This window comes from Aquisphaera insulae, from assembly GCF_011064615.1.
Lineage (GTDB): Bacteria > Planctomycetota > Planctomycetia > Isosphaerales > Isosphaeraceae > Aquisphaera > Aquisphaera insulae.
Genome location: NZ_JAALJH010000035.1, coordinates 23647 through 50420, shown reverse-complemented (window position 1 = coordinate 50420; position 26774 = coordinate 23647). Strand labels below are relative to the sequence as shown.

The 26774-nt window shown below is 68.6% G+C and carries 20 protein-coding genes and 1 tRNA gene; 13 read left to right on the top strand and 8 right to left on the bottom strand.

Features of this window, described 5'->3' with window-relative positions:
* The first annotated feature begins 119 nt into the window (after nt 1-119).
* The 4 genes from G6O54_RS18800 to G6O54_RS18785 all read left to right on the top strand — a co-directional run bounded on the left by G6O54_RS18800 (nt 120) and on the right by G6O54_RS18785 (nt 6719).
* Nucleotides 120-1658 (top strand): trypsin-like peptidase domain-containing protein, encoded by a 1539-nt coding sequence (locus G6O54_RS18800; RefSeq protein ID WP_165227198.1) that lies wholly within the window; start codon nt 120-122, stop codon nt 1656-1658.
* 541 nt (nt 1659-2199) lie between these two features.
* Nucleotides 2200-4149 carry a DNA primase gene (dnaG, locus tag G6O54_RS18795; protein ID WP_165227197.1) on the top strand — a complete coding sequence of 650 codons (1950 nt, stop codon included), beginning with the start codon at nt 2200-2202 and terminating at the stop codon, nt 4147-4149.
* Between the two features lie 31 nt (nt 4150-4180).
* Nucleotides 4181-5851 (top strand): RNA polymerase sigma factor RpoD, encoded by a 1671-nt coding sequence (gene rpoD, locus G6O54_RS38655; protein ID WP_165227196.1) that lies wholly within the window; start codon nt 4181-4183, stop codon nt 5849-5851.
* 127 nt (nt 5852-5978) lie between these two features.
* Nucleotides 5979-6719 (top strand): zinc ribbon domain-containing protein, encoded by a 741-nt coding sequence (locus G6O54_RS18785; RefSeq protein ID WP_165227195.1) that lies wholly within the window; start codon nt 5979-5981, stop codon nt 6717-6719.
* Between the two features lie 6 nt (nt 6720-6725).
* On the opposite strand, the gene cax is transcribed toward G6O54_RS18785, so the two are convergent.
* Nucleotides 6726-8003, bottom strand: coding sequence for a calcium/proton exchanger (gene cax / locus G6O54_RS18780; protein WP_205678913.1), 1278 nt, complete (start codon nt 8001-8003; stop codon nt 6726-6728).
* A 99-nt stretch (nt 8004-8102) separates the two neighbouring features.
* Here cax and trxA point away from each other — a divergent pair, with 99 nt between their 5' ends.
* From trxA to G6O54_RS18755, 5 genes are all read left to right on the top strand, one after another.
* On the top strand, nt 8103-8450 hold the full coding sequence (gene trxA, locus G6O54_RS18775) for a thioredoxin (RefSeq protein WP_165227194.1): 348 nt from the start codon (nt 8103-8105) through the stop codon (nt 8448-8450).
* A 12-nt stretch (nt 8451-8462) separates the two neighbouring features.
* A complete protein-coding gene (locus G6O54_RS18770) occupies nt 8463-9197 on the top strand; it encodes a phosphoribosylanthranilate isomerase (RefSeq protein ID WP_165227193.1) in 735 nt (244 codons plus the stop codon).
* A 68-nt stretch (nt 9198-9265) separates the two neighbouring features.
* Nucleotides 9266-9991: a ribonuclease III gene (rnc, locus tag G6O54_RS18765; RefSeq protein WP_165227192.1), complete on the top strand. Its 726-nt coding sequence runs from the start codon at nt 9266-9268 to the stop codon at nt 9989-9991.
* A gap of 15 nt (nt 9992-10006) precedes the next feature.
* Nucleotides 10007-11272, top strand: a complete 1266-nt coding sequence (locus G6O54_RS18760) for a hypothetical protein (protein ID WP_165227191.1) — start codon at nt 10007-10009, stop codon at nt 11270-11272.
* A gap of 3 nt (nt 11273-11275) precedes the next feature.
* A complete protein-coding gene (locus G6O54_RS18755) occupies nt 11276-12598 on the top strand; it encodes a YcxB family protein (RefSeq protein WP_165227190.1) in 1323 nt (440 codons plus the stop codon).
* A gap of 22 nt (nt 12599-12620) precedes the next feature.
* On the opposite strand, the gene G6O54_RS18750 is transcribed toward G6O54_RS18755, so the two are convergent.
* On the bottom strand, nt 12621-12977 hold the full coding sequence (locus G6O54_RS18750) for a CoA-binding protein (RefSeq protein ID WP_256368992.1): 357 nt from the start codon (nt 12975-12977) through the stop codon (nt 12621-12623).
* A gap of 35 nt (nt 12978-13012) precedes the next feature.
* Here G6O54_RS18750 and G6O54_RS18745 point away from each other — a divergent pair, with 35 nt between their 5' ends.
* Together G6O54_RS18745 and G6O54_RS18740 are read left to right on the top strand one after the other, a co-directional pair.
* The gene (locus tag G6O54_RS18745; RefSeq protein ID WP_165227188.1) at nt 13013-14923 is read left to right on the top strand and encodes an RNA polymerase sigma factor; all 1911 of its coding nucleotides are present in this window, start codon (nt 13013-13015) and stop codon (nt 14921-14923) included.
* Nucleotides 14920-15936 carry a DUF1559 family PulG-like putative transporter gene (locus G6O54_RS18740; RefSeq protein ID WP_165227221.1) on the top strand — a complete coding sequence of 339 codons (1017 nt, stop codon included), beginning with the start codon at nt 14920-14922 and terminating at the stop codon, nt 15934-15936. The genes G6O54_RS18745 and G6O54_RS18740 overlap by 4 nt, the downstream gene beginning before the upstream one ends.
* 129 nt (nt 15937-16065) lie before the next feature.
* On the opposite strand, the gene G6O54_RS18735 is transcribed toward G6O54_RS18740, so the two are convergent.
* The gene (locus G6O54_RS18735) at nt 16066-16449 is read right to left on the bottom strand and encodes a CoA-binding protein (protein ID WP_165227187.1); all 384 of its coding nucleotides are present in this window, start codon (nt 16447-16449) and stop codon (nt 16066-16068) included.
* A gap of 185 nt (nt 16450-16634) precedes the next feature.
* Between G6O54_RS18735 and deoC the strand changes: the two genes are divergently transcribed.
* Nucleotides 16635-17324, top strand: a complete 690-nt coding sequence (gene deoC / locus G6O54_RS18730) for a deoxyribose-phosphate aldolase (RefSeq protein WP_165227186.1) — start codon at nt 16635-16637, stop codon at nt 17322-17324.
* A 28-nt stretch (nt 17325-17352) separates the two neighbouring features.
* Here deoC and rpiA read toward each other — a convergent pair whose 3' ends face one another.
* From rpiA to G6O54_RS18710, 4 genes are all read right to left on the bottom strand, one after another.
* Entirely contained in the window at nt 17353-18072 is a 720-nt protein-coding gene (rpiA, locus tag G6O54_RS18725; protein ID WP_250846972.1) for a ribose-5-phosphate isomerase RpiA, read from the bottom strand.
* 90 nt (nt 18073-18162) lie between these two features.
* Nucleotides 18163-18237 (bottom strand) — tRNA-Pro (locus G6O54_RS18720).
* An 18-nt stretch (nt 18238-18255) separates the two neighbouring features.
* Nucleotides 18256-19002: an ATP-binding protein gene (locus tag G6O54_RS18715; RefSeq protein ID WP_165227184.1), complete on the bottom strand. Its 747-nt coding sequence runs from the start codon at nt 19000-19002 to the stop codon at nt 18256-18258.
* Nucleotides 19003-19494: 492 nt separating this feature from the next.
* A complete protein-coding gene (locus tag G6O54_RS18710) occupies nt 19495-20376 on the bottom strand; it encodes a ParB/RepB/Spo0J family partition protein (RefSeq protein WP_165227183.1) in 882 nt (293 codons plus the stop codon).
* Between the two features lie 384 nt (nt 20377-20760).
* Between G6O54_RS18710 and G6O54_RS18705 the strand changes: the two genes are divergently transcribed.
* Nucleotides 20761-21585, top strand: coding sequence for a phosphohydrolase (locus G6O54_RS18705; protein WP_165227182.1), 825 nt, complete (start codon nt 20761-20763; stop codon nt 21583-21585).
* A gap of 35 nt (nt 21586-21620) precedes the next feature.
* On the opposite strand, the gene G6O54_RS18700 is transcribed toward G6O54_RS18705, so the two are convergent.
* The gene (locus tag G6O54_RS18700) at nt 21621-26741 is read right to left on the bottom strand and encodes a carboxypeptidase-like regulatory domain-containing protein (RefSeq protein WP_165227181.1); all 5121 of its coding nucleotides are present in this window, start codon (nt 26739-26741) and stop codon (nt 21621-21623) included.
* Nucleotides 26742-26774: the final 33 nt, after the last annotated feature.

Sequence of the window (26774 nt, the reverse complement as noted above, 5' to 3'; positions counted from 1 at the left end):
CGGGCCGACGGTCGCCCAGAATAATCCACCTCGCAGGATGCCGTCCGGTATGGGTCGAGCAGTCGGTCCGCGGCCCGCACGTCACCCTCCTTCGGTCATTTCCCCGGAGACTCTCCCCGATGGCCTCGTTCAATACCCTGGAGCACGGGCTCGACGACGACGCGCCGCCCCCCAGGCCGTCCACACCGCCGGTGCGTCGGGGCTTCCTGCTGATCCTCCTGATCCTGACGCTCTCGGCCCTGATCGTCTATGGCGTGCCGTTCGTCGCCGAACGGACGGGTTACGCGTGGGAAGCGGGCCGGTCCCGGGCGGCGACCGAGGCCATCGCGAAGCTGGACAAGGCGGGGCTGGTGCAGGCGTCGACGCTCTTCCGGATGGCCGTGACGGCCGTCTCGCCCGCCGTGGTGAACGTCCAGTCCCAGCGGGCCAGGCGCGAGGCCGCCGGGCTGCCGGGGCTGCCGGTGGGGGGGAATCCGAACGTCCCTCTGTACCAGGATACCGAGCTCGGCTCCGGCGTGATCATCGACAAGGAGAAGGGATACATCGTCACCAATCATCACGTCGTGAAGGAGGCCGACCGGATCCTGGTCCGGCTCGGCCCGGGCGCGGACGTGCGGGCTCGCCTGGTCGGGGCCGATCCCAAGACCGACCTGGCCGTCCTCCAGGTCCATGCCGCGCTCAAGGTGGATGCAAGCTGGGGGGACTCGGATCAGCTCGACATCGGCGACTGGGTCCTCGCGATCGGCAGCCCCCTCGGCTTCGACCATTCGGTCACGGCGGGCATCGTCTCCGCCACCGAGCGGAATAACGTCCGGCTGGCGGACTACGAGTCCTTCATCCAGACCGATGCCGCCATCAATCCCGGGAATTCGGGGGGGCCGCTCATCAACCTGGAAGGCAAGATCGTGGGGATCAACACGGCAATCATCACCCGGACGGGGGCCTATGAGGGGATCGGCCTCGCCATCCCGACCTCGCTGGCGCGACGCGTCGTCGAGGGCCTGATCAAGTCCGGCAAGGTCGTGCGCGGCTATCTCGGCCTGATCCTCGACCCCAATTCGGAGAACGTGGCCGGCGATCCCCACCTGCCGGACTCTCGCGGAGTGATGGTGGCGGGCGTGCATCCGGGGGGGCCTGCGGACTCGGGTGGGCTGAGGCGGGGCGACGTGATCGTCAAGCTGAGCGGCCGCAAGACCGAGGATTCCGCGACGCTCCGGCTCTTGACCGCGGGGCTGGACGTCGGCTCGAAGGTCCCGCTCGTCTATTACCGGGACGGCCACTCTCGGACGATCGACGTGACGATCGCCGAGCTCCCGGACGTCCCGGAGGCGGCCTTCCTGGGGTTCCACGTCATCGACATCCCGGCCAGGGGCCCGAACCCGACGGCGATCGAGATCGATTCGGTCCGCGACGGGAGCCCCGCCGCGGCCGCCGGCCTGGGCAAGGGGATGCGGGTCATCGGCGTCGGGAACTTCCCCCTCCATAACGTCGCGGAGATGGAGCGAGTCCTCCGCAGCCTGGGACCGGAGGCGGTGCTCCCCCTCGTCGTCTCGGCACCGGACGGGCGATCGATCCTGATCCCGGTCAATCCCCGGCGGAACCGTCCCGGCGACCACGAGCCGCCGGGACCCGCCGACCGCGGTCGGAAGGAGCCGTAGCCCGTCCGCGGGCATCCTCCGGGGTCGTAGAAAGGGAGCCGGACGCTCCCCGCGGCGACTCCGCGGACCGACCCGACTCGCCGCACCCTGCCTGAGGGCGTCTCGATTCCCGATCGACTATCGACGATCGGAGAATGTGCTGCCCCTTGACTTGGACACCTGGTTCGTGGGACAAACCATCGAGTTTGTGAAGAGTTGGCCGGAGAAAGAGGAGAAGCTGGGGGTGGGCCGGGGCCTCGCGACGGGGGGAATTGGGAACCCTGGGGAGGGGGTTGTGGGGATTCTGCGGGATGGCGAGGGAGCGACACGCAAGCCGGTGCAAGGCGAAGGAGACTCGCCGCTTAAGGCGCCGAGGATCGTGTCGGTAGGCGGCCTCCAAAACTTGACCCTTATCGGTCCTGGGTTAGAATTTCTCCGTAGCCGCGAATAAAAGCAATCAGGGCACGGTGAACGCTTCGCGATGGCCTCTCCGACGGTCGTTCGGGCCTTCGTGATCGTAGACCATGGACCCGGGCTCGTACCTGGTGATCAGGAGCTCCCGGTGCCCCTTCACACCGACGTTACCAAGGCTGCAATCAAGAGCGCGATCGACATCGTCGCGCTCGCCGGGGAGACCTTGCAACTTCGTCGAATGGGTTCGAAGTACAAGGCGCTCTGCCCGTTCCATGATGATCACAATCCCTCCCTGGAAGTGAATCCCGAGCGGCAGTCCTTCAAGTGTTGGAGCTGCGGCGCCGGGGGCGACGTGTTTGATTTCGTGATGAATCGCGACCACGTGGACTTTCCCGAGGCGCTGCGCATGCTGGCCGACCGAGCGGGTATCGTGCTGGACCGACCTACGGGGGGGCCCCCCCAGGGGCCCGCTCCGTCGGGGATGTCCAAGTCCGACCTGCTGTCGGTCCACGCGTGGGCGCAGGGACTCTTCGTGAAGGCGCTCGAGACGTCGGACGAGGCTCGCGGCTATCTGCGGGATCGGGGGCTCTCCGAGGAGATGGTCCGCCGGTTCCAGCTCGGCTACGCGCCGACGGACCGGGGATGGCTGGCTGCGGAGGGGAAGCGGCGGGGTTACGGCCTCGATCTCCTCGAGGAGGCCGGACTGATTTCCCGGCCGGAAGAGTCCCCCGGGATGGTCCGTGAGCGATTTCGGGGTCGGCTGATCTTTCCGATCCATGACGAGCGGGGACGAACAGTCGGGTTCGGCGGGCGAATTTTGCCGTCCGTCGAGCGAGGATTCGTCGCCCAGGGGAAACATGTCGCAAAATATCTCAACAGCCCGGAGACGGCGCTCTTCCAGAAACGGAAGCTCCTCTACGCGGCCGACCTCGCCCGAGCGGCCAGCCGCGAATCGGGGTGGGTCGCCGTGGTCGAGGGCTATACCGACGTGATCGCCGCCCACCAGGTGGGGGTCTGCAACGTGGTCGGCACCCTGGGGACGGCCCTGGGCGAGGATCACGTGCAGGGGCTCCGCCGGCTGTCGGACCGCGTCGTCCTGATCTTCGACGGAGATGCCGCCGGGCAGTCCGCCGCGGATCGCGCACTGGATATCTTCCTGGGACATGAACTCGACGTGCGCGTGCTCAGCTTGCCTGCGAACCTGGATCCGTGCGACTTCCTCCTGACGGAGGGGGCCGGGGCGTTCCGCACCCTGGTGGAGAAGGCCGGCGACCCGCTGGCCTTCCTCCTGGACAGGGCGGCGGCCCGCTTCGACCTCGGGTCGATCGAGGGGAGCCGGCGGGCGGCCGAGTGGATCCTCGAGGCCCTGAGCAAGATCCCGGTGGGCAAGCGTGGGGGCGTGGACCTCAAGCTGGAGAAATTCCTGGACACGCTCGGCCGGACGCTCCGGATGGACGTCGCGGCGATCCGCAAGCGGCTGCAGGACCTGAGGCGTGCCGCCTCGGCCCGGACCGCCCGCGCCGCGCGGGCCGCGGCGGCGACCCCGTCGGCCCCCGCGGCCGCCCCCGGCGCCGGCTCCGACGCCGCGCCGGCCGAGGCCGTCGCCGCCGATCGGGGCCCGATCGACCCGAAGGACTTCGACCCGATCGACCGCGAGCTGATCGAGATCATCCTCAACGAGCCGGGCTCGGCCCGGCTCCTGGCCTCGCGGGTCACGGCCCAGTCGCTCCGGGACGAGCCGCTCCGCGAGATCCTCCGGGCGGCGTTCGGCCTGCTGACCGAGGGGGTCGAGCCGACCTGCGAGCAGGTCATGCTCCGGCTCGAGGACCCGCGGCTCCGGTCGCTGGCCGCGGCCCTGACATTCTCCATGGAATCATCGCCCCTGCCCGACGACGTTCGGCCCGCCTCCTGGCGGGATCGGCTCAGGGGATTGCTCGACACGATCACACGGCGGGAGCGGCAGTCGCGGATCCGGGACCTGGGCCTCGCCCTCGACGAGGCCGACGAGAAAGCCGACCCGGAAGCCTACCGCGCCTTGCGTCTGGAATACCTGCGTCTCATGTTTCAGCGGCCGGACACGAAGAAAGACGCGTCCTGATCCGTGGTTTGTTCGCGAGGGAGGACTCTGGATGGACAAGTTGGACGAGGGCATCAAGACGCTGCTTGACTTGGGCAAGAGGCGGGGGTTCCTCACCTTCGACCAGGTCAACGACTTCCTGCCCGACGAGGCCTCGAGCCCCGAACGAATCCACGGACTGCTCGAAACGCTCGACGAGATGGGCATCGAGCTCCTCAATGAGGACGAGGCCGAGGCCCGCATGGTGGCCGCCGGCATCGAGGACGAACCCGAGGACGAGCTCGCCGAGGAGCCGGCCGACGAGGAGGAGGTCGAGCTCACCCCCGAGGAGCTCGACGACATCTCCCGCCGGATCGACGACCCGGTCCGCATGTACCTCACCCAGATGGGCGAGATCCCCCTGCTGACCCGCGAGCAGGAGATCAATCTCGCCAAGAAGATCGAGGTCACCCGCCGCCGGTTCCGTCGCAAGGTCCTGGAGTGTCACTTCGCCCTGGCCCTGGTGGTCGACGTCCTCAAGAAGGTCAACGACGGCGACCTCCCCTTCGACCGCACGGTCAAGGTCTCGGTCACCGAGAACCTCGAGAAGGACCAGATCCTGGGCCGGATGCCGCACAACCTCAAGACGCTCGACCACCTGATGGAGTGCAACGTCCGCGACTTCCGGAACTTCGTCCGCGAGCGCGACGTCCTCACCCGCAAGGGCCTGGTCTCCAACCTCAGGCGGCGCCGGTTCAAGGCCGTGAACCTCGTCGAGGAGCTGTCGATCCGGACCCAGAAGGTCCAGCCCCTCATGAAGCGGCTGGAGCAGACGGCCGTCCGCATGGAAGAGCTGCTCAACCAGCTCCGCGACCTCCGCGCCGGCCGGGCCTGCAAGGAGGACCGCTCCAACCTGGTCAAGGAGCTCAAGGACCTGATGCGGATCACGCTCGAGACCCCGCGCAGCCTGAAGCGCCGGGCCGAGCTGATGAACGCCCGGTTCCGCGAGTACGAGCAGGCCAAGCGCGAGCTCTCCGGCGGCAACCTCCGGCTGGTCGTCTCGATCGCCAAGAAGTACCGCAACCGCGGCCTCTCGTTCCTCGACCTCATCCAGGAGGGGAACACCGGCCTGATGCGGGCCGTCGACAAGTATGAGTATCGCCGCGGCTACAAGTTCAGCACCTACGCGACCTGGTGGATCCGCCAGGCGATCACCCGGGCCATCGCCGACCAGGCCCGGACGATCCGGATCCCGGTCCACATGATCGAGACGATGTCCAAGCTCCGGAACGTCTCCAAGAAGCTCCTCCAGGAGAAGGGCCGCGAGCCGACCATCGAGGAGACCGCCCGCGCCGCCAACATCTCCGTCGAGGAGACCCGGCGGGTGATGAAGATCAGCCGCCACCCGATCTCGCTCGACCGGCCGGTCGGCGAGAGCGAGGACTCCTACTTCGGCGACTTCATCGAGGACGAGGCGGCCGAGAGCCCGATCAACGCCGCCACCCAGGAGATGCTCAAGGAGAAGATCGACTCGGTCCTCAAGACCCTCACCTATCGCGAACGCGAGATCATCAAGCTCCGCTACGGCCTGGGGGACGGCTACACCTATACCCTCGAGGAGGTCGGCCGGATCTTCAAGGTCACCCGCGAACGGGTCCGCCAGATCGAGGCGAAGGCGGTCCGAAAACTCCAGCATCCCGTCAGAAGCCGGCAGCTCGAGGGATTCCTCGAGAGTACCGGTTGACCCGGCCTCACACCGCCGGTCGCCCGAAGGCGACCGGCGGTTTTTTTTTCCCCGGAGGCGACCTGCGGGCATCCGGGACACCCCGCAGCCGCCCCGGATCGAGGCATGCAGAAGGAGCCGATGCCACATGTCCGCGACCGCCGAAGTCCTCCGCGAACTCCACATCCTCCACCAGCGGGCCAAGTCCATCCGCGACCGGCTGGCCTCGGCACCGCGGACCCTGAACGCGCGGCAGAACGCCCTGGCGGCCCGTCAGGCCGACCTGGAGAAGGCCCGCAAGGCGCTCCAGGACGCCAAGCTCGCACTCAAGAAGAATGAGCACACCCTCCAGGCCCAGCAGACCAAGATCGACGACCTGAAGGTCAAGCTCAACCAGGTCAAGAAGAACGAGGAATACCGCGCCCTCCAGAACCAGATCGCGCACGACAAGCTCGCCATGGGGAAGGTGGAGGACGAGATCCTCAAGGGCTACGAGACCATCGAGGCCCAGGCCGCGGCGGTCGCCGCCGTCGAGGCCGAGGTCCAGGGCTTCGCCAAGGAGCTCGCGGCGCTCGAGGCGGACATCGACGCCCAGGCGGTCGGCCAGAAGGCCCAGCTCGGCGAGCTCGAGGCGTCGATCGTGAGCGCCGAGACCTCGATCCCGGCCGACGACCGGGAGCGCTACAGCCGGACGGTCCGCCAGTTCGGCGCCGACGCCCTGGCGACCTGCGAGGCGGGGGCCTGCCTCGGGTGTTTCACGGCCGTTACCCCGCAAATGGTCAATCACCTGATCGTCGGCGACATGCTCGTCTTCTGCAAGAGCTGCGGCCGCCTGCTCTACCTCGGCGAGGAGGAGGCGAAGCCGACCGTCAAGAAGGCCAGGAAGTAGGCCGGGTCACGCCGACCCGGCCGCGAGGCGCCGGGGCGCCGACCCCGCGGAGATGTCGGCCGGCCCCGCCGCGGCCCCGGCGGCGGCCGGCTCCGCGTGCCGCCCATGGGCGCCGCGGGGCTCCCGATGGGGGAGGAAGAAGAAGGCCAGGGCGAGGATCCCGTAGACCATCAGCAGCATCAACCCCTCGAGCCAGTTCGACTCCCCATCCTCCGCGACCATCCGGGCGATGAAGACCCCCAGGATGATGGTCAGGACCTCCAGCGAGGTGAACCGCAGGTCCATCGGCTCCGGACGCAGGTAGCTGGCGAAGATCAGCACCGGGGCGACGAAGAGGGCGATCTGGAGCGCCGAGCCGATCGCGATCCCGACGGCCAGGTCCATCTGGTTCTTGAGCGCCACCAGGACCGCGGTGGAATGCTCCGCCGCGTTGCCGACGATGGCGACCAGGACGACCCCCACGAAGACCCGGTTCATCCCCATGGTCTCGCTCGCCTGCTCCACGGCGCCGACCAGGATCTCGCTCATCCAGGCGACCGCGACCGTCGCCCCCAGCAGGACGGCGACGGCCTTCCTCGACGACCAGGGGGGGCCGTCGCCGTGGTCGGGCTCCGTGTGCTTGGGATTGAAGAGGTCCTTGTGGGTCACCAGGCTGAAGACCAGGTGCGCCACGTAGGTCAGGATCAGGAAGAAGCAGACGCCGATGCTCAGCTCGTGCTCCAGGTCCAGGTCGGCCGCGGTCACCTCGGGAAGCTCGTGGAAGATCGCCGGGATGACGAGCCCGAACGCCGCCAGCACGAGCATCGAGGCCCCGGCCGCCGCGGCGGTCCGATTGAAGTGCTGGGAACGATGCTTCAGCCCCCCGGCGAAGAGGCTCGCCCCCAGCACCAGCAGGACGTTCCCGAGGATGCTCCCGGTCAGGGACGCCTTGACCACGTCGTCATACCCTTTGAACAGGGCGAAGAGGGCGATGATCAGCTCGGCGGCGTTCCCGAACGTGGCGTTCAGGAGGCCGCCGATGCCGGGCCCCATGCGATGGGCGAGCTGCTCCGTCGCCTCTCCCATCAGGCCCGCCAGCGGGATGATCGCCAACGAGGAGGCCACGAACAGCCAGATCGGCGGAGCGCCCGAGAATCGCAGGACGATCGCGGCCGGCAACGCCAGCAGGAGCAGGCGCAGCCAGTTCCCGCCGCGAGGGTCCAGCAGTCCCAGCCACCTCCTCGCCGAGGCGTTCGCGCGACCCGTCCCGGCCGCTCCGTGAGTGTTGACTCGCCCTTGAGCCACCTTATAATGCCTCCATATCAGGGCGGGATTCGACCACCCTGAGTTGCGTAAATCTTTAGTCCACCAAGGCTTTCGCTCATAGTCCGAGAGGCAAGAAACATGGCCGGCAGCGTGAAGGAGTTTACCGACGGCAACTGGAAGTCGGAAGTCCTCGATTCGACGATTCCCGTCGTCGTCGATTTCTGGGCCCCCTGGTGCGGGCCTTGCCGCAACCTGGCCCCGACCATCGAGAAGCTCGCGGGCGAGTTCGAAGGCAAGGTCAAGATCGGCAAGCTGAACACGGACGAGAACCAGGACACGCCGGGCAGCCTGCGGATCTCGGCCATCCCCACCGTGCTCGTCTTCCACCACGGCAAGGAAGTGGACCGCCTGGTCGGCGTCAATCCCGAGGCCAAGTTCAAGGCCGCGCTGGCGAAGCTCGGCGTGGAACACACCGTCGCCTCCTGAGGTCCTCGCGCCGTGACGCACGACGCGGAGCCGTCCTCGACCGATTCGACCGGTGCGGCCCACGCCGTTCGGGTCAAGATTTGCGGCCTCACCCGTGCGGACGAGGCCGCGGCCTGTGTTGAGGCCGGCGCCGACTGGATCGGCCTCAATTTCCATCCGCAGTCGGCCCGCTTCGTCGATGCCGAGCGAGCGGAATCGATCGTCCGCGCCGTGGAGGACCGAGGCCGGATCGTCGGACTCTTCGTCGATCGGAGGCCGGAGGAGGTGCTCCGGCTCGCGACGGGACTGGGAATCACCGCGGTCCAGCTCCATGGTAACGAGCCGCCCGAGGATCTCCGCGCCCTCGGCGATCTCCGGGTCGTCCGTGCTTTCCGGCTCGGGCGTCCGGAGGACGTCGCCGCGATGGCCGGATATCTCCGGCGCGCCGAATGGCTCGGGCGGCTCCCCGACGCGATCCTGATCGATGCCCTGGTGCCCGGACTCGCGGGAGGGACCGGGACGGTCGTGGCGGAACCGGTGCTCGAACGGCTGGAGTCGCTCCGGACCGAGACTCGACTCCCGCCGATGATCCTGGCCGGGGGCCTGACCCCGGCCAACGTTCGCGAGCGTGCCGAGCGCGTACGCCCCTGGATGGTCGACGTAGCGAGCGGGGTCGAATCGAGCCCGGGCCGGAAGGATCCCGGGCTCGTCGCCGCGTTCATCCGGGAGGTTCGCAGGGGGCCGGCGGCCCTCCGGCCACCCGATTGACAAGGGCCACCGGGCCGAGTAGCTTCGATCTGCTGGCCGCACCCTCCTTGTCGCTTATCGGTTCCAATATGCGTTCGACCACCCGCAGGGACGAGACGGACCCGCTCGACGACTGCCAGGGGGTGATCGACTACCAGTTCCGAGAACTCGAGTTCCTGCGCGAGGCGTTGACGCATGCATCGGGCGCGAACCATCGCCTGGCGTCCAACGAGCGTCTCGAGTTCCTCGGCGACGCGATCCTGGGGGCAGTCGTCTGCGACCTCCTGTTCCGCAGATTCCCGGAATCTCAGGAAGGGGAGCTGACCCGGATCAAGTCGATCGTCGTCTCGCGGCACACCTGCGCGCGGATCTCCAAGGCGCTGGGGATCGACGAGTTCCTGGTCATGGGAAAGGGGATGGGCTCGCACGAGCAGACCCCGTCGTCCGTGCTGGCGGACGTGTTCGAGAGCCTGATCGGGGCGATCTATCTGGACGGCGGGATGGAAGGCGCGCGGGCCTTCATCGTCCGCCACATCGGCCCGGAGATCGATGCGGCGGCCGACGGCAGCGGCGGCGGCAACTACAAGAGCAACCTCCAGCAGGTCGCCCAGCGCGAATTCGGCGAGACTCCCACGTACCTCCTCCTGGACGAGAAGGGCCCGGATCACTCCAAGTGCTTCAAGATCTCCGCCCTCATCGGCCGCCAGAGCTACGCGCCGGCCTGGGGACGCAACAAGAAGGAGGCGGAGCAGCGGGCGGCGCTCAACGCCATCTGCCAGCTCTCGGGCGAGCCCATCCCCTTCGAATCGGACTGACGAGGCGAGGTGGCCGTGCGCGGATCGTTCGTTTCCGATCTTGGGCTCAACCCGGAGGTCTGGCTCTTCCTGTCGCTGCTCGGCTGCGTGACGATCTTCTTCAAGTTCAGCCGGATCTGGAGCGTCCGCAACCTGGACCTGCTCCTGCTCTTCGTCCTGGTCCCGGGGATGATGCTGATCGTCGCCGATCAGTCCAATCCCCCCTGGTTTGCGTTCCTCTGGCTCTTCGCCGGTTCGGCCGCCTGGATGACCCGCTGCCTGCTGGACCTGGGGCTGATCCGCCGGCCGTTGCTGGAGCCGAATCTCAACGCCTCCGGGCTGCTCTGCCTCTCCGTGGGCATCCTCGGCCTGCTCCTGGCGGAGACCCTGAGCCTGCCCGTCCACGACGGGGCGCTCCGCAACCCCGCGGAACCGGCCGGCCATGAAGACCTCCAGCCCTCGAATCGGAAGGAGCATTCGACGGATCTCCGGGTGACCCCCATGCTCGGGAAGCTCCTCCCGGACTCGCTCAAGCGGGAGCCCGCCCAGGTGGTCGTCTCGCGGATCCTGGCCGTGCTGGCCCACAGCGCGCTCGTCGCGGCGTTCATGCTGATCGGCTGGAGGACCTTCGAGCGGCCGATCGCCGGACTCTCGATGACGGCGTGCTACCTGCTCCTGCCCTATACGCGGATGATGGTGGTGGATAGCGGACAGTTGATCTCCGCCGCGCTGATCCTGCACGCCGTCTGCTGGAGCGGCGTGCCGTCGCTGACCGGGGCGCTCATCGGCCTGGCCGCCGGTTGGATCCCGGCCTGCCTGGGGCTAATCCCCCTCTGGGCGAGCTTCTATCGCGGGCGAGGCATGATCCGCTTCCTGATCGTCGGCTGCTCCGTCGCGATCGTCTGCGCCCTCCTCGGGGCGACGATCCCCGAGCTGGCCCGCTGGGCGCGGGTGCTCGGCGCCCGGAGCATCGCCGAGGCCGGCCTGCTCCCCTGGTTCGAACCCACGACGCCGGCGAGCTTCTGGGCCGGGATCGACGCGGCCTTCCGCCTCCCCGTGCTGATCGGCTACGCGGCCCTGGTCATCGCCATCACGTTCTGGCCCGCGCGCAAGTCCCTCTCGGAGCTGATCGCGCTTTCCGCCGCGCTCCTCGTCGCCAGCCAGTTCTGGTATCTCGACAAGGGGGGGACGCTCGTCTTCCTCTATCTCCCGATGGTCATCCTGATGATGTTCCGCCCCACCATGACGGCCCGGCGGACCGTCGCGGCGCCACTCCAGGCGGCGACGACGACGAGGAATTGATCGATGGAAGCGACCCCCCACTCGCCGCAGGACGACGGGCCCTCCTGGACGATCGCCTACACCTACGACGAGGCGGAGTTCACGGCCGCCTATCGGGCTGGAAAGATGGTCAGGGATGCAACCTACGGCTCGCGGCCGATTGGTTGCGCCATGGGGTGTGTCCTGCACATTTTCCTCTTCGCGTTCGTCGAGATGGTCGTGTTGGCCGCGATCGGCTTCGAGGGGCCCACCGGCAAGAAACTCCCCTGGTTTGTGACCCTGTTGTCGATCTGCCTCGCTGGCCCGCTGGCTTATTTCCTGTGGACTCGCGTTTATCGCTATCGGGCCTATCTGCGGTCGCGCTTTCGCCGGTCGCCGCTGATGGGAGACCTGATCGTCGTGAAGGTCTCGGCTGATCGGCTCGTCCACCACAGTCGGCTGGGCGATACGAGCAAGGTCTGGCCCCTGGTCGGCCAGGCCGTCGAATTCCGAGATGGCTTCCTGATCGGCACGGATGCGGACTCGCTCTGGCTCCCCAAGAGGAAGCTCGGGACCGAATTCGAGGAAGTCGACCTCTCCGAGTTCCTGCGGGGGAAGATCGCGAACTACCGATTCATCGACAGGTTCGCGCGGCTGGATGCGCCGACCGCGAAAGGAAAGTCGCAGCCGCGTGACGCCGACTTCGGCGAGGCCCTGGTGGATCCCGTCCCGGCGCGTCGGCTGCCTACTGGTGTGGCGTCAGGTCCGGTTGACGGAGCGGCGCCTCGATCCTGGACTCTCACCGTACCCTATGGCGAGGAGGAATTCGTCGCGCATTCGTGGTCGGCATGGGCCGCGAGGACGCGAGGCATGGCTCCCGCCTTTGTGTCGCGTTGGATCGCGGGACTGATACTCGGCCTCCTGACCCTCTCGGCGATCATGGAACTCCTGATACCCCCGGCGAACCCGAATCAGCCCATTCCGCTCGGATTCTACGCCATGCTCGCGGGGCTCTGGGTCGCCTTCTTGATCCTGCATTCCGTCGATCTCTTCTACACCCTCCCTCGAAAGCTGAGGCGAGCGTATCGAGCCGCGGGCGCCAGGATCTGCGACGTCCATTACGAGATAGGCCCCTCGCGGTTTGTGGCACAGGACCAGATCAATGACGTGGACGTGAGCTGGGACGCCGTCCGGTTCGTCTGCGAGTTCCCGGACTGTTTCATCATCCAGGTGGGCCAGCTCTCGCACTGGATCCCGAAACGAGCGTTGCCGGGAGATCTGCCCTCGGAGGTTTTGGCGAGTTTCCTCAGGGATCGAGTTCCGCGGTACAGGGTCAGCACGATGCGGCGAGGGAGGCCTGAAGCCTGAAGGCGGGGCGTGTGGTGAGATCTCAATAGACCCGCGGGTCGAGGATGCTGCACGCCCGGACGACGTTCGGGCCGAGCTTCTCGGCCTTCCGGACGAGCTCGGGGGGCTCGGAGCCTGGGTTGATCCAGACCTCGTCCACGTACTTGGCCGGGACCGCCTCGATCAGATCGAGGCCGACCCCAGGGGGGACATGGAACGAGACCCGGTCGAGGTGCTCGGCGGGGATCGGGTCGATGAAAGTCGGTACGGGAGGAACGTCCCGTTTCGTGGCTGAGACGGGCGAGGTCGGGCCCACCGGAGCGGAAAGGCGAAAAGCCCTGGAATCTTGCAAGGATCTGTTCCCGGCGTGCGAGTATGAAGCAGACTCGCCGTTCGGCACGGCGTGCGGTCATGGGAATCGAGCGGGCCCGCGTCGTGAAATCCACCACGTCCAACTTCGGTGCGGGAGCCGTCGAGGACCTTACGGACGGCCAACTCCTGGAGCGGTTCTCTAGCCGGCGGGGTGAGGAGGCAGAACGGGCCTTCGCGGCCTTGATCGCCCGTCATGGGCCGATGGTCCTGGGCGTCTGCCGGCTGGTCCTGCGCGACGATCACGACGCGGAAGACGCCTTCCAGGCAACCTTCCTGACGCTGGCACGCAAAGCACGGACCCTGCGACATCCCGACCGCGTCGGTTCGTGGCTCTACGGTGTCGCCCGGAATGCGTCGCGCCAGGTCAAGGACGGGAATCGTCGGCGCCTGCGGCAGCAGGAAGCCATCTTGGAGGCTCGACCCGCGATGGAGAGACCGGAGCGCGAATCCCAGTTGGAGATCGTCGAGGAGATCGAGGCCATCCACGCCGAGATCGAGCGCTTGCCGGAGCGATACAAGACAGTCATCGTCTTCTGCGACCTCCAGGGCTTGACTCACGAGGAGGCTGCGCGACGCCTGGGGCAGCCGGCCGGGACGATCAGCGCACGCCTGTCGCGGGGCCGAGAACGCCTCAAGCATCGCTTGATCCGTCGCGGGATCGCGCCCTCGGGCTCGTTCTCGGGCCTCGCCGTTGCGTGCCTGGCGTCGACCATGCCGCCCGCGCTGGTGAACTCGACGGTCAGGATCGCGATGAACGGCCTGACCGGATCGACGACCGGGATGGCACCCGCCTCGATCTCCGCGATCTCTCGAGCGGCTTCCAGGTCGATGCTCATGGCCAAGCTGAAGGCGATTTCGGTGGCCCTGTCCCCGGCCTTCGGGGGGCTTGGAGGCATGATCATCGCCGCGGTGCTGGCGCAGTCGATCGCGGCCTCGCCGGTGATGGATTCGATGCAGGCGGAGATCGAGCGAGCCTGGGGTGATGAGACGCCGGCCAGGGCCCTTCGCACGCGTTGCCTGATGTCGCTCAAGGTCGAAATCGAGGACCCGGCCTTCGGCGACCTCTATTTCCCGAACGCGTTGATCTCGCCCGGGGACCGGGTGATCCACTGGACCGACTGGCTCGAGGACGTGGCGAGGAAGAGAGGCAAGCACTACCAATATTATCGCTTCGTCCCGCCGGGCCTCCGGACGCCTCCGCCGGGCCTGGAGAGGGCGACGGGCTACAACGGCGCAGGCTCGTGGGTCTACACGCACGGGGCACGGAACGCGAACGTCCATCCCGGGGACGACCCCACGGCGAGGCTCGGCATGGATTACTTCGGGGACATGATCGGCTTCCCCGGCGAGCCCTTCGCCCCCAGCCGTACCGTGGCCGGCGAGGCGAAGGAAGTGTATCGGCTGGACCGCCTGATCCCCTCCGGACTGTACACGATCGCGGGAGACGAGGTCGTCGAGGGAGAACCATGCATCATCCTCGACCGTCCGGGCCGGGATCGGGTCTGGCTGGCTCGCGACAAGGGGTGGTCGATCGCCCGGCGCGAATGGCGATGGTCCGACGGCGGGCCGATGAAGCGTCGGATCACGAATCGTGATTTCCGGCCGCTCTGCGAGGGTGCCTGGCTCCCGCATTCGGCCACGATGGAAGTCTTCGGGCTGCCGGATTCTCGGCCCGGCCGACGCGTCGGGGTGCTCAACGCCACCCTTCTGGAGGTCCAGGCGAATGTGCCGGACCTCATCTTCGAGCCGATCTTCCCCGATGGGACCTCGGTCCATGACCTCGGCGCCGGCGAGATGTTCCTCAAGGGGGGGGCATCCGGACCGGCCCGCGATGAGGCGAGAGTGCGGCTGGCGGCCTACCGTCCGGAATTTCGCCCGGAGCCATGGTGGCGATCGGCCTGGTTCGTCGGCGGATGTGTGGGTCTGTCCATGGGCCTGGCGGCGCTCATCTGGCGGAAGGGGTTGTCGCGATGATCCGTCCCAACGCTCCCGCTCCTCGTGGAATGACGCTCCTGGAATTGCTCGTCGTGGTCGCGATCATCGGCCTCCTGATCGCCGTCTTGCTGCCGGCGGTTCAGAACGCCCGCGAGGCGGCGCGACGCGCCAGGTGCATCAACAACCTGCGACAGATGGGGATGGCCATCCACAATTACGTGAGCGTCCACGATGCCCTCCCTTCCGGACGTCCCCGCCGCGTCGTGCCGGAAGACCTCAGGACGGGCCGCAGCGTCTTCGTGGCGATCTTGCCTTTCATCGACGCGATCCCGACTTGCAACGCCTACAATTTCTCCTTGTTCCCCACGGTGGTGGCCAACGCCACGGCGGAGATGGCCCGCCCGGGGATCCTCGTCTGCCCGAGCGATTCGGCCACGTTCGCCCCGCAGCCCGGCGGACCGTACTCGCGCTTCCCCGACCCCGATCCGCTGGCGGGGGAATGGCCGGTCATGCTCACGAGCTATTCGCCGATCTACGGGACACTCCAGTACGGATGGGAAGCGCGACCCGATCCGTCCTACGACCCCCGGGGCCAGATCAACGGCTGCTTCAACGATATCCAGCGAATCCGAATAGCGGATGTCACCGACGGCCTGTCGAACACGGCCTTCATGAGCGAGCGGGCCCTCAGCCGCGTCAACGCCGGCCTTTACGACGTGGCCGGGCGCTGGGTCCAGACCATCGGCACCTCAACCCTGTCCTACGCCATGCTCCCGCCGAATTTCGCCCTCCGACAGTCCTCACCCACGCCCCATTACAGCGTCTTGCAGGGTTCGGCCTCGTCGCTCCATCCCGGTGGCGTGAATGTGCTGCTGGGCGACGGCTCGGTCCGGTTCCCGAGAGAGACAATCGACTGTTGGGCGATTGATCCGGACAAGTTTTCGGTTGCGGGAGCAAGCACGGCGCCCGATGGATATATCAGCGTGCCGCCGAGGAGGGTTTGGCAGGCCCTGGGGACGCGATCCGGCGGCGAGATGGTCGACCTGCCCTGAGCGACGAGAAGACCGAATACGGAGCCCGATCCATGTCACCCACGGGTGGCTTGCGGGGGGAGAATGGCTCGACCGGGCCGCTTGCCTGCCTGCCCGGTCGATCGCGGCGGAATTGGCCACCGCGGCGGCTCAATAGTCGCGAGGGCTCTCGCCGATGTCCAGGATGCTGCACGCCTGGACGACGTTCAGGCCGAGCTTCTCGGCCTTCCGGACGAGCTCGGGGGACTCGGAGCCTGGATTGAGCCAGACCTCGTCCACGTTCTTGGCCGGGACCGCGTCGATCACATCGAGGCCGACTCTCGGGGGGACATAGAACGAGACCCGGTCGAGGTGCTCGGCGGGGATCGAGTCGATGTCGTGATAGGCGGGCAGGCCCTCGACCTGGTCGAGCGATGGGTTTACGGGGAAGACTTGCCATCCCCGGGAGGCGAAGGCGCGGACCGCCTTGTTGCCGTACTTTCGGGGGTCATTGCTGGCGCCGATGACGGCGACCGTGGGACGTCTGCGGGACATTGGAAGAATCTCCTGGCTGGGTGAGGAAGTCAGAGAGAAGCACGGGTACAACGATCGCGGCCTGGAAGGCCGTGAAGAGGCGGGCCTGCGGGGGTCGGCCCCTTGCCTGCTCGTCTCGGGGTCGTCAGAATCGCGGGAGAGTGCGAAGATCTTGCCCGGGAGCCTGTTCGAGGAGTTTGAAAGTCATGGGACAGACGCTGACCTACGACCTGATCGCCCGGCGGATCGACCATTCGCTCCTGGGACCCACGCTCACCGACGCCGAGCTCGCGGCCGGCTGCGAGCTCGCGGCGAAGTACGGCGTCGCGAGCGTCTGTATCAAACCATATGCCGTTGGGCTCGCTTCGAGAATACTGAAAGGGACGAATGTCGCGGTCGGGACGACCATCGGCTTTCCCCACGGTGGGCACGCCACCGCCGTGAAGGTCTTCGAGGCCGAGCGGGCCATGGACGATGGGGCGACCGAGCTGGACATGGTCATCAACATCGGCCAGGCGATCGGCGGCGCCTGGGACGCGGTCGGCCGGGACATCGAGGCGGTCACCCGGGCGGCCCATGCCCGCGAGGCGATCGTCAAGGTGATCTTCGAGAACTGCTACCTGACCGACGTCCAGAAGGTCCGCCTCTGCCAGATCTGCGGCGAGGTCGGGGCCGATTACGTGAAGACCTCCACGGGCTACGGCACCGGCGGCGCGACCGACGCGGACCTGATCCTGATGAGGAAGTCCTCGCCGCCGCACGTCAAGCTCAAGGCGGCCGGGGGCGTCCGGACGCTCGACCAGGCGATCGGCGTGGTGGAGCTCGGCTGCGATCGATTCGGAGCCTCGAGGACCGCGGAGATCCTCGATGAGCTCAAGGCTCGACTCGCGAAATGACGGGCGCATCCTGGTGATCCGCATGAGCTTACCCGCCGCAGCCCCGGTTTCGCAGGCCGGCGGCGGGGACCTGGTCCACGCCCTCCCCGGTCCCCACAATCAGGAGGTCGCAGAGGCCCAGGAATAGCCCCGTCTCGAAGACGCCGACGACGGACTGGAGCGTCGCGTCGAGCTCCTCCGGCTCGAACCGGCCCGTGAACGTACAATCGATGATGGCGTTGCCCCCATCGGTCAGGAACGGGACGCCGGCGGGGACGGTCCGGATCCGCGTCTCCGCCCCCAGGGCCTTCAGCCGCCGCTCGGTGTGGCGAAGTCCGACCGGGCTGACCTCGACGGGTAGGGGGGCCTTCTGGCCGAGGTTCGCGACCCGCTTCTCCTGCGTGATGATCGTGACGCGCTTGCGGGCCACGCACGCGACGATCTTCTCGCGGAGCAAGGCACCGCCTCGCCCCTTGATCATCCGGAACTGAGGGTCGACCTCATCGGCGCCGTCGAGGTTGATGTCGAGCGCGTCCACGTCATCGAGCTCGCGGAGCGGGATCCTCAGCCCTCGGGCCAGCTCCGAGGTGGCCAGGCTCGTGGGGACGCCGACGAACCGAAGCCCCTCGTCGCGGACCCGCTCACCCAGCCTCTGGACCAGGTGGGCCGCCGTGGTCCCCGAGCCCAGGCCGACAGTCATGCCCGATTGGACGAGTTCCGCCGCCGCCCGTGCCGCCCGCAGCTTGGCGGATTCCTCTGTACTGCCCACCGCTCGATACCCCGGCCGTGAAGACCCTGATCGGTGACGAATCCCACCCGCCCGAGGCCGGTCCATACGGCGTCCCGAGCGAGGGAAGAATCGGGGTGACCAGATTCGAACTGGTGACCTCCTGCTCCCAAGGCAGGCGCGCTAACCAGGCTGCGCTACACCCCGCAAGGCGGCCAACGCATCCTAAGCCGATCCATGTCCGGCGGTCAAGGGTGAGCGGCCGGCCGCCTCGGACGTCGACGTTGGTTCGACGGCGGCCCCGATCGGCCAGCCGAACTCGACCCGAAGGCCCGGCGATCGCGACCAGCGGAGTTTCCCGCGATGCGCCGCGACCACTCGCGTCAGGAGCGGGAGTGCCAGGGCGAGCGGACCCGTGGCGGGCGAATCGGGCTCGGGGCCGGCCTCCGCCCACCCCGGCTCGGTCGGCGGCTCCAGGCTGCCCGCCTCATGCCAGCAGGCCTGAAACCGCCCTTTTTCGGTCCGCCACTCCAGTCGGCCTCGGCGGTCCGGAGGCATCGCCACGCTCCGCCAGCTCAGGAAGGCCTCCAGCCCCATGCTCAGCCGCATCGGATCGAACGGGAGGACCGCCTCCTCGGCGGGCGGGCAGAGCTCGAGCGAGCGACCGGACGAGGCGAATCGCTGGCGCCAGGTCGCGCCGAGGTCCCGCAGCAGGACCCCCACCCGAGCGTCGATCGTCGACAGCGGCATCGGGCGATAGATGGCCTGGAGATGCTCGAAGAGCTGTTCCATCCCGCCGTAGCTGGCCTCCATGTCGTCCCACCACGAGGGGAGCGAGTCCGCCCCCGCCCGGCGCACGAAGTAGAGGCTCATCTTCATGCCATTGAGGAGGTTGCGGCAGCGATGGCTGAACCCGCTGAGGCTCTCTCGGAGCTGATCGACGTGGCGTTCATCCTGGACCAACCGGGTCAACGAACATGTCAGTCCTCCCTCCGCAGGTCCATCATGCGGTCGCGGACTCATGGGCAGCACCTGGTTGTCATTCGATGAGTTACGTCCGAGGCGTGGCTCGCCCCGTCACGAGCACCCGCAACGTCCAGATCCGGAAAGGCCACGTGGGGCGTCCGCCTTCGCGACGAGCGCGAAGTGCGACGGAAGCCCGATCATGGCCGCGATTGAAGAGTAACCGCACCGGGAGCAACAGCGATACCAATTCGTGGCCTTCTGGGCCCGGGCCCCGGTTAATCCAGGGAGGAACACTCTTTAGGTGACGAAACCGGGAGGAGAGTCGCCCCGGTGCCCCCGCAGAAAACAGCGCCTGACGTTCTCAAAAGGCATCAAGGGGAGGGAGAACGGGAAGTCCGATTCCTCGATTCCAGGGTGTCCAATCTCGGACAGGGCCCTGGGCGGGGCGGTCGACGCGAGGCGGTGCCGGACCCGCCCGTCCCAGGGCAGGCGCGCGCATCATCCGCGAATCATGGCGGCGACGCGGTCGAACTCCTCCTGCGAGTTGTAATCGATGATGATCTGTCCACGCTCCGGCGTCCGGGCACGGATGAGCACCATCGTGCCGAATCGCTGGTGGAGGTGCTGTTCGAGCTCCACCATGTGGGGCTGCTTCGGGTCCGGGGAATGGGCGGAGTCGCGGCGGACGCGGGTCCGGGCCGGCGTCGGGATGCCGGTCGCCACGAGGGCCTCGGTCTGTCGGACCGAGAGGCTCTCGGCGATGATCCGCCGGCAGGCGGCGATCCGACTCTCCTCGTCCGGCAGCGGCAGCAGGGCCCGGGCATGTCCCTGGGTGATCTCGCCGTTGCGGACGGCGTTCAGGACCTCCTCGGGGAGCTCCAGCAGCCGGATGAAGTTGGAGACCGTGGAGCGGTCCAGCCCGAGCCGGCCGGCGAGCTCTTCCTGGGTGCCGCCATAGCGGGAGAGATACTCACGGAAGGCCGTGGCCTTGTCGACGGCGTTGAGGTCCTCGCGCTGGAGGTTCTCCACCATCGCGAGCTCATGGACTCGCTGGTCGTCCAGGTCCATGACGCGGGCGGGGATCTCGTGGAGCTGGGCCTCGATGCTGGCCCGGAGCCGGCGCTCGCCCGCGATGAGCTGGTAGCGGTCGCCCATCGCGCGGACCAGGATCGGCTGGAGCATTCCATGCTGGCGGAGCGACTCCGCGAGCGAGGCGATCTCGGCGGCCGGGAAGGTCCGACGCGGCTGGTAGGGATTCGGGTCCACCTGATCCACGGCGACGTGGATGAGCTCCGAGGCCTCGAGCGAGCCGGGTTCGAACCCACCTTCCTCGCGTCCCAGCAGGGCTTCCAGCCCGCGGCCCAGGCGTCGCTTGTTCACGGTCGATGACCTCCATGACGAGTACCGGATGCGCCCGGGCGAAGCAGGCCCGGGTGGGCCTCCATCCCCTCCGACTCCGCGACGCGGGGCCTCTTCGACGAGCCCTTCGCGCGACCTCGGCGGGTGATGATCGTCCCACCCCAATACAGTCGGACCGCGCCGTCGACTTCCTTAGCGAGTTCACGGCTCGTGGTGCACGCCGCGGGGACCATGTCGCCACTTTCCCGTCGATGGCGCCCGCCCGCTATAACCTGCCTGGCAATCTCTGTGGGCTGGGTAAAGGCTATCTCCTCCCCGTCGCGACCCCGGCAGCCGGTCCCCGGAGAGGCCGGTGATGTCGCGGGCTGAACGGATCGGATACGATGTGGAGGTCGCGGAGGCTTCATGTACGACAAGTATCGCAAGAAATTCCGAGGGCCGGTCGGGACCGAACGGCTGCGGAGGCAAATCGCGGTCGAAGCGGCCCGCAGGCTGCTGGACTCGGCCCCGGAGGCTCCCTCGGCCGACGCGGGCTGGGTTGCGGACCGGACCGAGGCGGAGCTCTACGCCGCCAAGCGCAAGGCGGCGGCGGTGCTGGGCCACCGGGTCCGGCCGGGTGATCTCCCTTCCGACGGCGAGGTCCGCGAGGAGGCGGCCCGCCTGGGTCGCTCGAGAGCTCGCGTCGAGGGAGCCGCGGACGCGACCACGCCGGATGACGAGGAGCCTGTTGAGGAAGGCGGCGAGGCGGAGCCGCCGGACGGATTCGAGCCCCCCTCCCTGTCCGAGCGGCTCGATCGCTTCACCGTCTACCGGATCCGTCTCGCCCCGCTCGAATCGATCAAGCTGGACCCGAGGGAGCATCCGGAGGGCGATGCGATCTATCACAGCCTCCAGGTGTATGAACTGGCCCGCGAGGCGAGGCCCTACGACGAGGAGTTCCTCCTGGCGGCCTTGCTCCACGAGGTCGGCCGGGCGATCGACCCCCGCGGCTCCGCGAACGCCGCGGTCGACTCGCTCCGCGGGGCCGTGACCGAGCGGACGCTACGGCTCATCGCCAACCTGGACGAGGCCTGCGCGGGCCGCGATCTCGGCGACGACGACCTGGACGACCTGGCACTCCTCCGCGAGCTCGATCGTCGCGGTCGGCGCGCGGGGGCGGCCGTCGGATCGGTCGAAGATGCGGTCGAGTATGTCCGGGGCCTGGAGCGGGAATCGTACCTCGAGTCGTAGCATTCCCGCCGGCCCCATGCCGCCGAACTGCGAGGTCACCTCAGGAGCTCGAGCTTGAGCGAGACGGCCGCGCCGGGGTCGACGTGGAGCGGCTTGTAGTAGAACCGCTTCGAGTTGTCGTTGATGCTGAAGAGCATGTACTCCCCCGGGGCGACGTCCTTGAGCTGGAACTTGCCGTTGTCGTCGGTGACCGTCTCCTTGATGACCATTTTCGCGGGGTCTTTCGGATTCGGGTCGAGGAGGGCGACCCGGAGATTCGGCTGGGCCACGGAGGCTTCGTTCACGGTCCCCTCGACGGTCGCGAGGGCGGGGGGCTCGTCCTTCTTCTTCGCCGCGGCGTCGTCCGCGGCCATCGGCCTGGGCCGGAGCTTCACGACCTCACCCCCCTTGCCGGCCAATCCGACTCCGCTGATCGCCCTCGCCGTGATGAAGATCCGGCCGGTGGCATCCTTCGGGATCACGATGGGCGCGGCCCACTCGCGGTCGTCGTTGCCGGCTCGCCTGGCATCGCTGGTCTTGTTCTCGGCGCGGGCCTTGGCGAACTCCTCGTCGTCGAGGAGCTTCGGGCCGACGATGTAGGCGACCTCCCTGACCCCCGAGATCGGGGGCGTGACCACGATCCGAGCCTCGAAGGGGCGGCCCCCTTCGTCCACCTCGGGCGCGACCTTGATCGTCGGGATGGCCGGCGGCTGGTCGTCGAGGACGATGTCCTCGGCGTAGCTCCTCAGCTCCATGCCCGCCGGGTCCACGAGCCTGGCGATGGCCTGGCGCCGGCCGCGAATATTCAGCGGATAGGGGTCGGTCCAGTCGTCGATGGCCGCCTCGAGGAGCAACGTCCCTCCCTCTCCCAGGGCGAAGCCGACGTGCTGCTGCTTCGGGGGCCTGGGGGCCGCCCGGACGTCCGCCACGAAACCGTTCCCCTCGTCCCGACCGATCTCGAAGGTGAGGCGGGAACGCGGCGGGGCCTTGTCGACCTCGAAGTGGACCTGGAGCAAGGTCGGGCCGCCGGCCCTGACGGTGCGGTCGATACGGAACCGGATCCGCGGGGACTTGCTCTCCGGCTCGGCACGCTGGATGCCCGCCACCTCGCTGAACTGCGCCCGATACCAGAGCGCCCGCTTGACGCCATCCAGGTTGAGGTAGAAGCTCCCGTTCGGTGGCTCCCCGGGATCGAGTCGCAGCCCCTCCGCGGAGAGGGTCAGGTCTCCCCCCGCCGGCAGCGGGCCGGCGTGCTTCCCCTCCGTCTGGGGGCTCAGGAGGGAGGGGAAGAGTGACCGGTCGGCGGGGAGGACCAGCTCGGCCTGGCAGGGCGGGCCGGTCATCCCGGGCATGGTCCGCAGCACCAGCTTCAGCTCATTGGGGCGCCCCTGGATGGCCGGCGTGAACTGGGCCAGTCGGACGTCGACATATTCGGACGGATCGATGATCTCCGGGCGCAGCGGCTGGACGATCGTGAAGCCCTTCGCGCCGCCGGCCGTCGATTCGATCATCCGCAGCTTGAGCCCGGCCGGCGCCTCGAGGAGCGGCTCCTTGTCCTTGGTCGGCGCCAGGCTCGGCGAGCCCGGCGCCAGGGCCTTCACCGCGACCGTCCCGTTCGCCGGGACGGCCACGGGCTTGTCGCCGCTCGTCGCCAGGACGGTCTCGCCCGAGAGGAGCTGGACGGAGACCTCGCGGCTGCGCGGGAAGGGGTTGCGGATCAGGACCTGGAACGACTGCCTCCCCGGGAGCGTCCGGAGGCGGAGCGGATCCGTGGGGATCCCCGCCGGGGGCCCGTCGCCGGTCCCCAGGACGAACGAGGGGAGGATCTGGTCGGACTCGATTCGGATCGGGACCCTCTGATGGAACGAACGGCCGTCGGAGAGCGTGGCCCCGATGAGGAACCCGGGCGGGGGTTCCTTGGCGGCGGCTCCCCCCTGGTCGACCCAGGTCAGGTTGATGCCGACGACGGTCGGGGCCAGGCCGGTCAGCTCCACGGGCCCGGACTCCGGCACGCCGATCTTGAGGCGATCATCCCCCGGGGAGTGGACGGCGATCCGGGCCTTCGCGGGCGTCCCGCGACCGCTGCCGACCAGGCTCAGCTTGACCTCCGCCCGCGTCGAGCTCCTCGACGACGAGAGCGTCGTCGCCTCCGCGCCGTCGACCGCCAATCGGAGCGAGGTTGCGGTCGGGTCCGGGTGGCCGGGGCACTCCTCGGCCGCGTCCTCGTAGAACCGCTCGGGGTCCCCCCCCTCATGGAGGTCCCGCTCCTCGTGGAGGTAACGGGCGGCGAGCCACCGGCCGTGTCGCCGCGCCACCTCGACTCCCATCGCGAATCGGGGGTTGACCGTCGTGTCCAGGAGGAAGGGCGGCGCGATCCAGCCGGCCGGGTCGTCGCCCCGATCGGACCGCTCCAGGAGCGCGTTCAGCTTGCAGGATGCGGAGGAGGCGACGCGTGCCAGGCTCCCCCAGAGCCGGGCGATGCCGTCCTCCGGGCCCGCGGCGGCCGTCGCCGAGCCGCGCGACATGGACTCGATTTCGCTCGTCAACTCCACGCCCGGGCAGAGGTTCCGGGCGAGCGCCGCCTCGCCCATCAGGGAGAGCAGCGTCTGGAGCCGCCTGGCCCGGCGGACGGCCTGAGTCCGCGCCTGTTCGAGGCGGGCCGAAGGCCCCGAGTCGTCCGGGAGCCGCTCGAGGCGGGCGGTGGACTCCGCGAGCCGAGCGTCGAGGGATCGGACGGCGTCGACGAGCCGTGGCCGCCACTCGGGGGCCGGCATCGGGCTAGCGAGCAGGGCATCGATCTCGGCGGCGGCACGCGGGTCCGGTTTGTCGGCCTTGGTTTGGGCGATCGCCTCGCGAAGCGACTCCTCTCGGAAGGGGCGCAGCAGGGCCTCGTTGCTCGCCCGGAGGGAACCGAGCGCCGGCCCGAGCTCGTTGAGCTGCATGTCGATGGCGGAATGTCCGGGATCCGAGGAGGAGTCCGACTCGGTGTCGGGCGGCGTGCCCAGGATCCGCGCGAGCTCTCCGGAGGCCCTGGCCGCTTCCTGCCAGACGGTCTCGAGGCCGGGCCGGCTCGACGCCTGAAGGAAGGGGAGGTAGCCGGAGATGATTGCGCGCGATCGATCGAGCTCGGTCCGGGCGTCCTCGATCAGCTTCTGGGCCTCGGACGCCTTCCGCAGCGACTCGACCGCCGCTGCCCAGGCCTCGCCCGTCTGCTTCCACGAGACGAAGCCTCGGACCTCCTTGAGGAGCAGGACGCGGGCTTCGTGCCGCGCGCGATCGGCCCGGGCGAGGAGGTCCGCCGTCCACGGGAAGGCCGACGGCTGATGGGCGGCCCGCTCGGCCAGGCAGAGGGCATCCCAGGCGACCCGGGCCGTGTCGGCGGCCTCGTCGGGCCAGGGCGCGGGGGGGGCGGCCGACGCGGCCAGGTCCTCGAAGAGCCGCAGCTCGACGATGTTGAGCTTGGTCGCGGTCTGCTTCACCAGGTCATCCAGCAGGCCGAGCGTGTCCGGGGCCACTCGGACGTCCGCGGTGGCCTCGATCAGGATCCCGGCGAGCTCCAGCGACGGCGTCGGCTTGCCCTTGATGGCCTGGGCGAGTTCCCCGACCGCCTTCTTTCGAGCCGCCAGCACAGCTTCATTAGGGGGGTGGCCGGTCCGGGCCTTCAGGTCGTCGAGCAGGTCGCGGAGACGCAACACGAGCGCGCCGTCGGGCTTCCAGCCCCCCGCGACGGCCTGGCCGACCGAGCGGATCGAGGTCGGGGCGGGGAGGGCCCGATCGTGGTCCATCGCGGCGACGAGGGGCGCCATCGCCTCCCTGAACTCGTCCCGGACGACCGTCGGCGATTCGCCGGAACGCCAGGCCGATTCCGACCGGAGGAGCACCCCCTCGAGCTTGCGGAAGGCGCGGGGGGAAGCGGCACCCGGGAATCGGGACGTCGCGGGATCGTTCCACCAGTTGCGACGGAGCTCCCAGCCGGCGATGAGCCAGTCGGGGTATCGGGAGGCGTCGGCGGGAGCGGGCTCATCGGCCCCCCCCTTCTCCGTCGGGGAGGCCTCGCCGGGCCCGTCCGGGCGGGGGGGCTTGGCGGGATCCGCGCCGGCCGCCTTGAGGCCCTCCGCCTTCTTCCCGGCGGACGCCTTCGCGTCCTCGGCCTTCTTCTCGGCCGAGGTTTTCAACGAGTCGGCCGCCGTGCCGGCCGACTTCTCGAGCGCCGCGACCGCACCGCGGGGCGACTCGGTCGGCCTGACGATTCCGGCGATCGAGAAGTCGCCGTTGCCGATCAGGTAGGGACGCTGGGACGTCCCCCGGAGCCGACGCGCGAAGCCGTCCACGTTGGCGTGGAGGTAGTCCGCGAGCTCCTGGACCGAGAGTGTGCCGAGCCCGTCCCTGTCCGCCTTCGGGTCCGTGAAGGCGCGGGCGAAGACGTGGGCGAAGATCGACTCCCCGAGGTGTTCCGACCAGAGCCCGCTCTCTCCCGGCGAGCAGGCCACCAGGACGAGGAGCCCGGGGTCGTCGCCCCTCGGCTTGCCGTCCTCGTCGGTCTCGACCTCACGCCTCACGAGATCGGCGACGCCGTCCGGCGTCCCGCCGAGGTCGAAGGGATAGCTGGACAGCTTGATGATGTCCAGGACCAGCAGCCTGTCCTTCGCCGGGCAGGCCCGCAGGGCTTCGAGCACCTGCCGCAGGGGGAGCTGCGTCCTGGGGGTGAACGGGTCGGAGTCGCTGGCCAGGATCTGGACCGCGCCGGATCCATCCACCATCGAGTACCCGGAGACGTACGCCACGACGGGCGCCTCGCGCTTCTCGGCCCGGAGCCCGTTCAGCTTCGTCTTGAAGTTCTCGAGCGTGAGATCGCCATCGGCGTCCAGGGGATCTTCCCGGAAGCGGAGGCTGGCGGCGGCCATGGCCTGCCGCTCCGCGGCCGCGCCCCGGATCGGTGTGATCTGGGGCTTGCGGTACGAACTGACCCGGAAGGGGATGAAGACGGTCCGGGTCGCGGATCCGAGGATGAAGATCCTGACCAGGAAGCCGACGACCCCGATCATGGCGATCGCGATCGAGGAGACCAGGGCCGCCCGGATCCATTTCCCGGCCCTGGTCGGCCCGCGGGGGCGGGTGCTCCGGGCGTCCGCCGCATCCCGCCATCGGCCGCGTCCGGCCGAGGATGGCTTGCTCATCGTGTCGCTCCTGCAGGGAAGCCTGGCCTCATG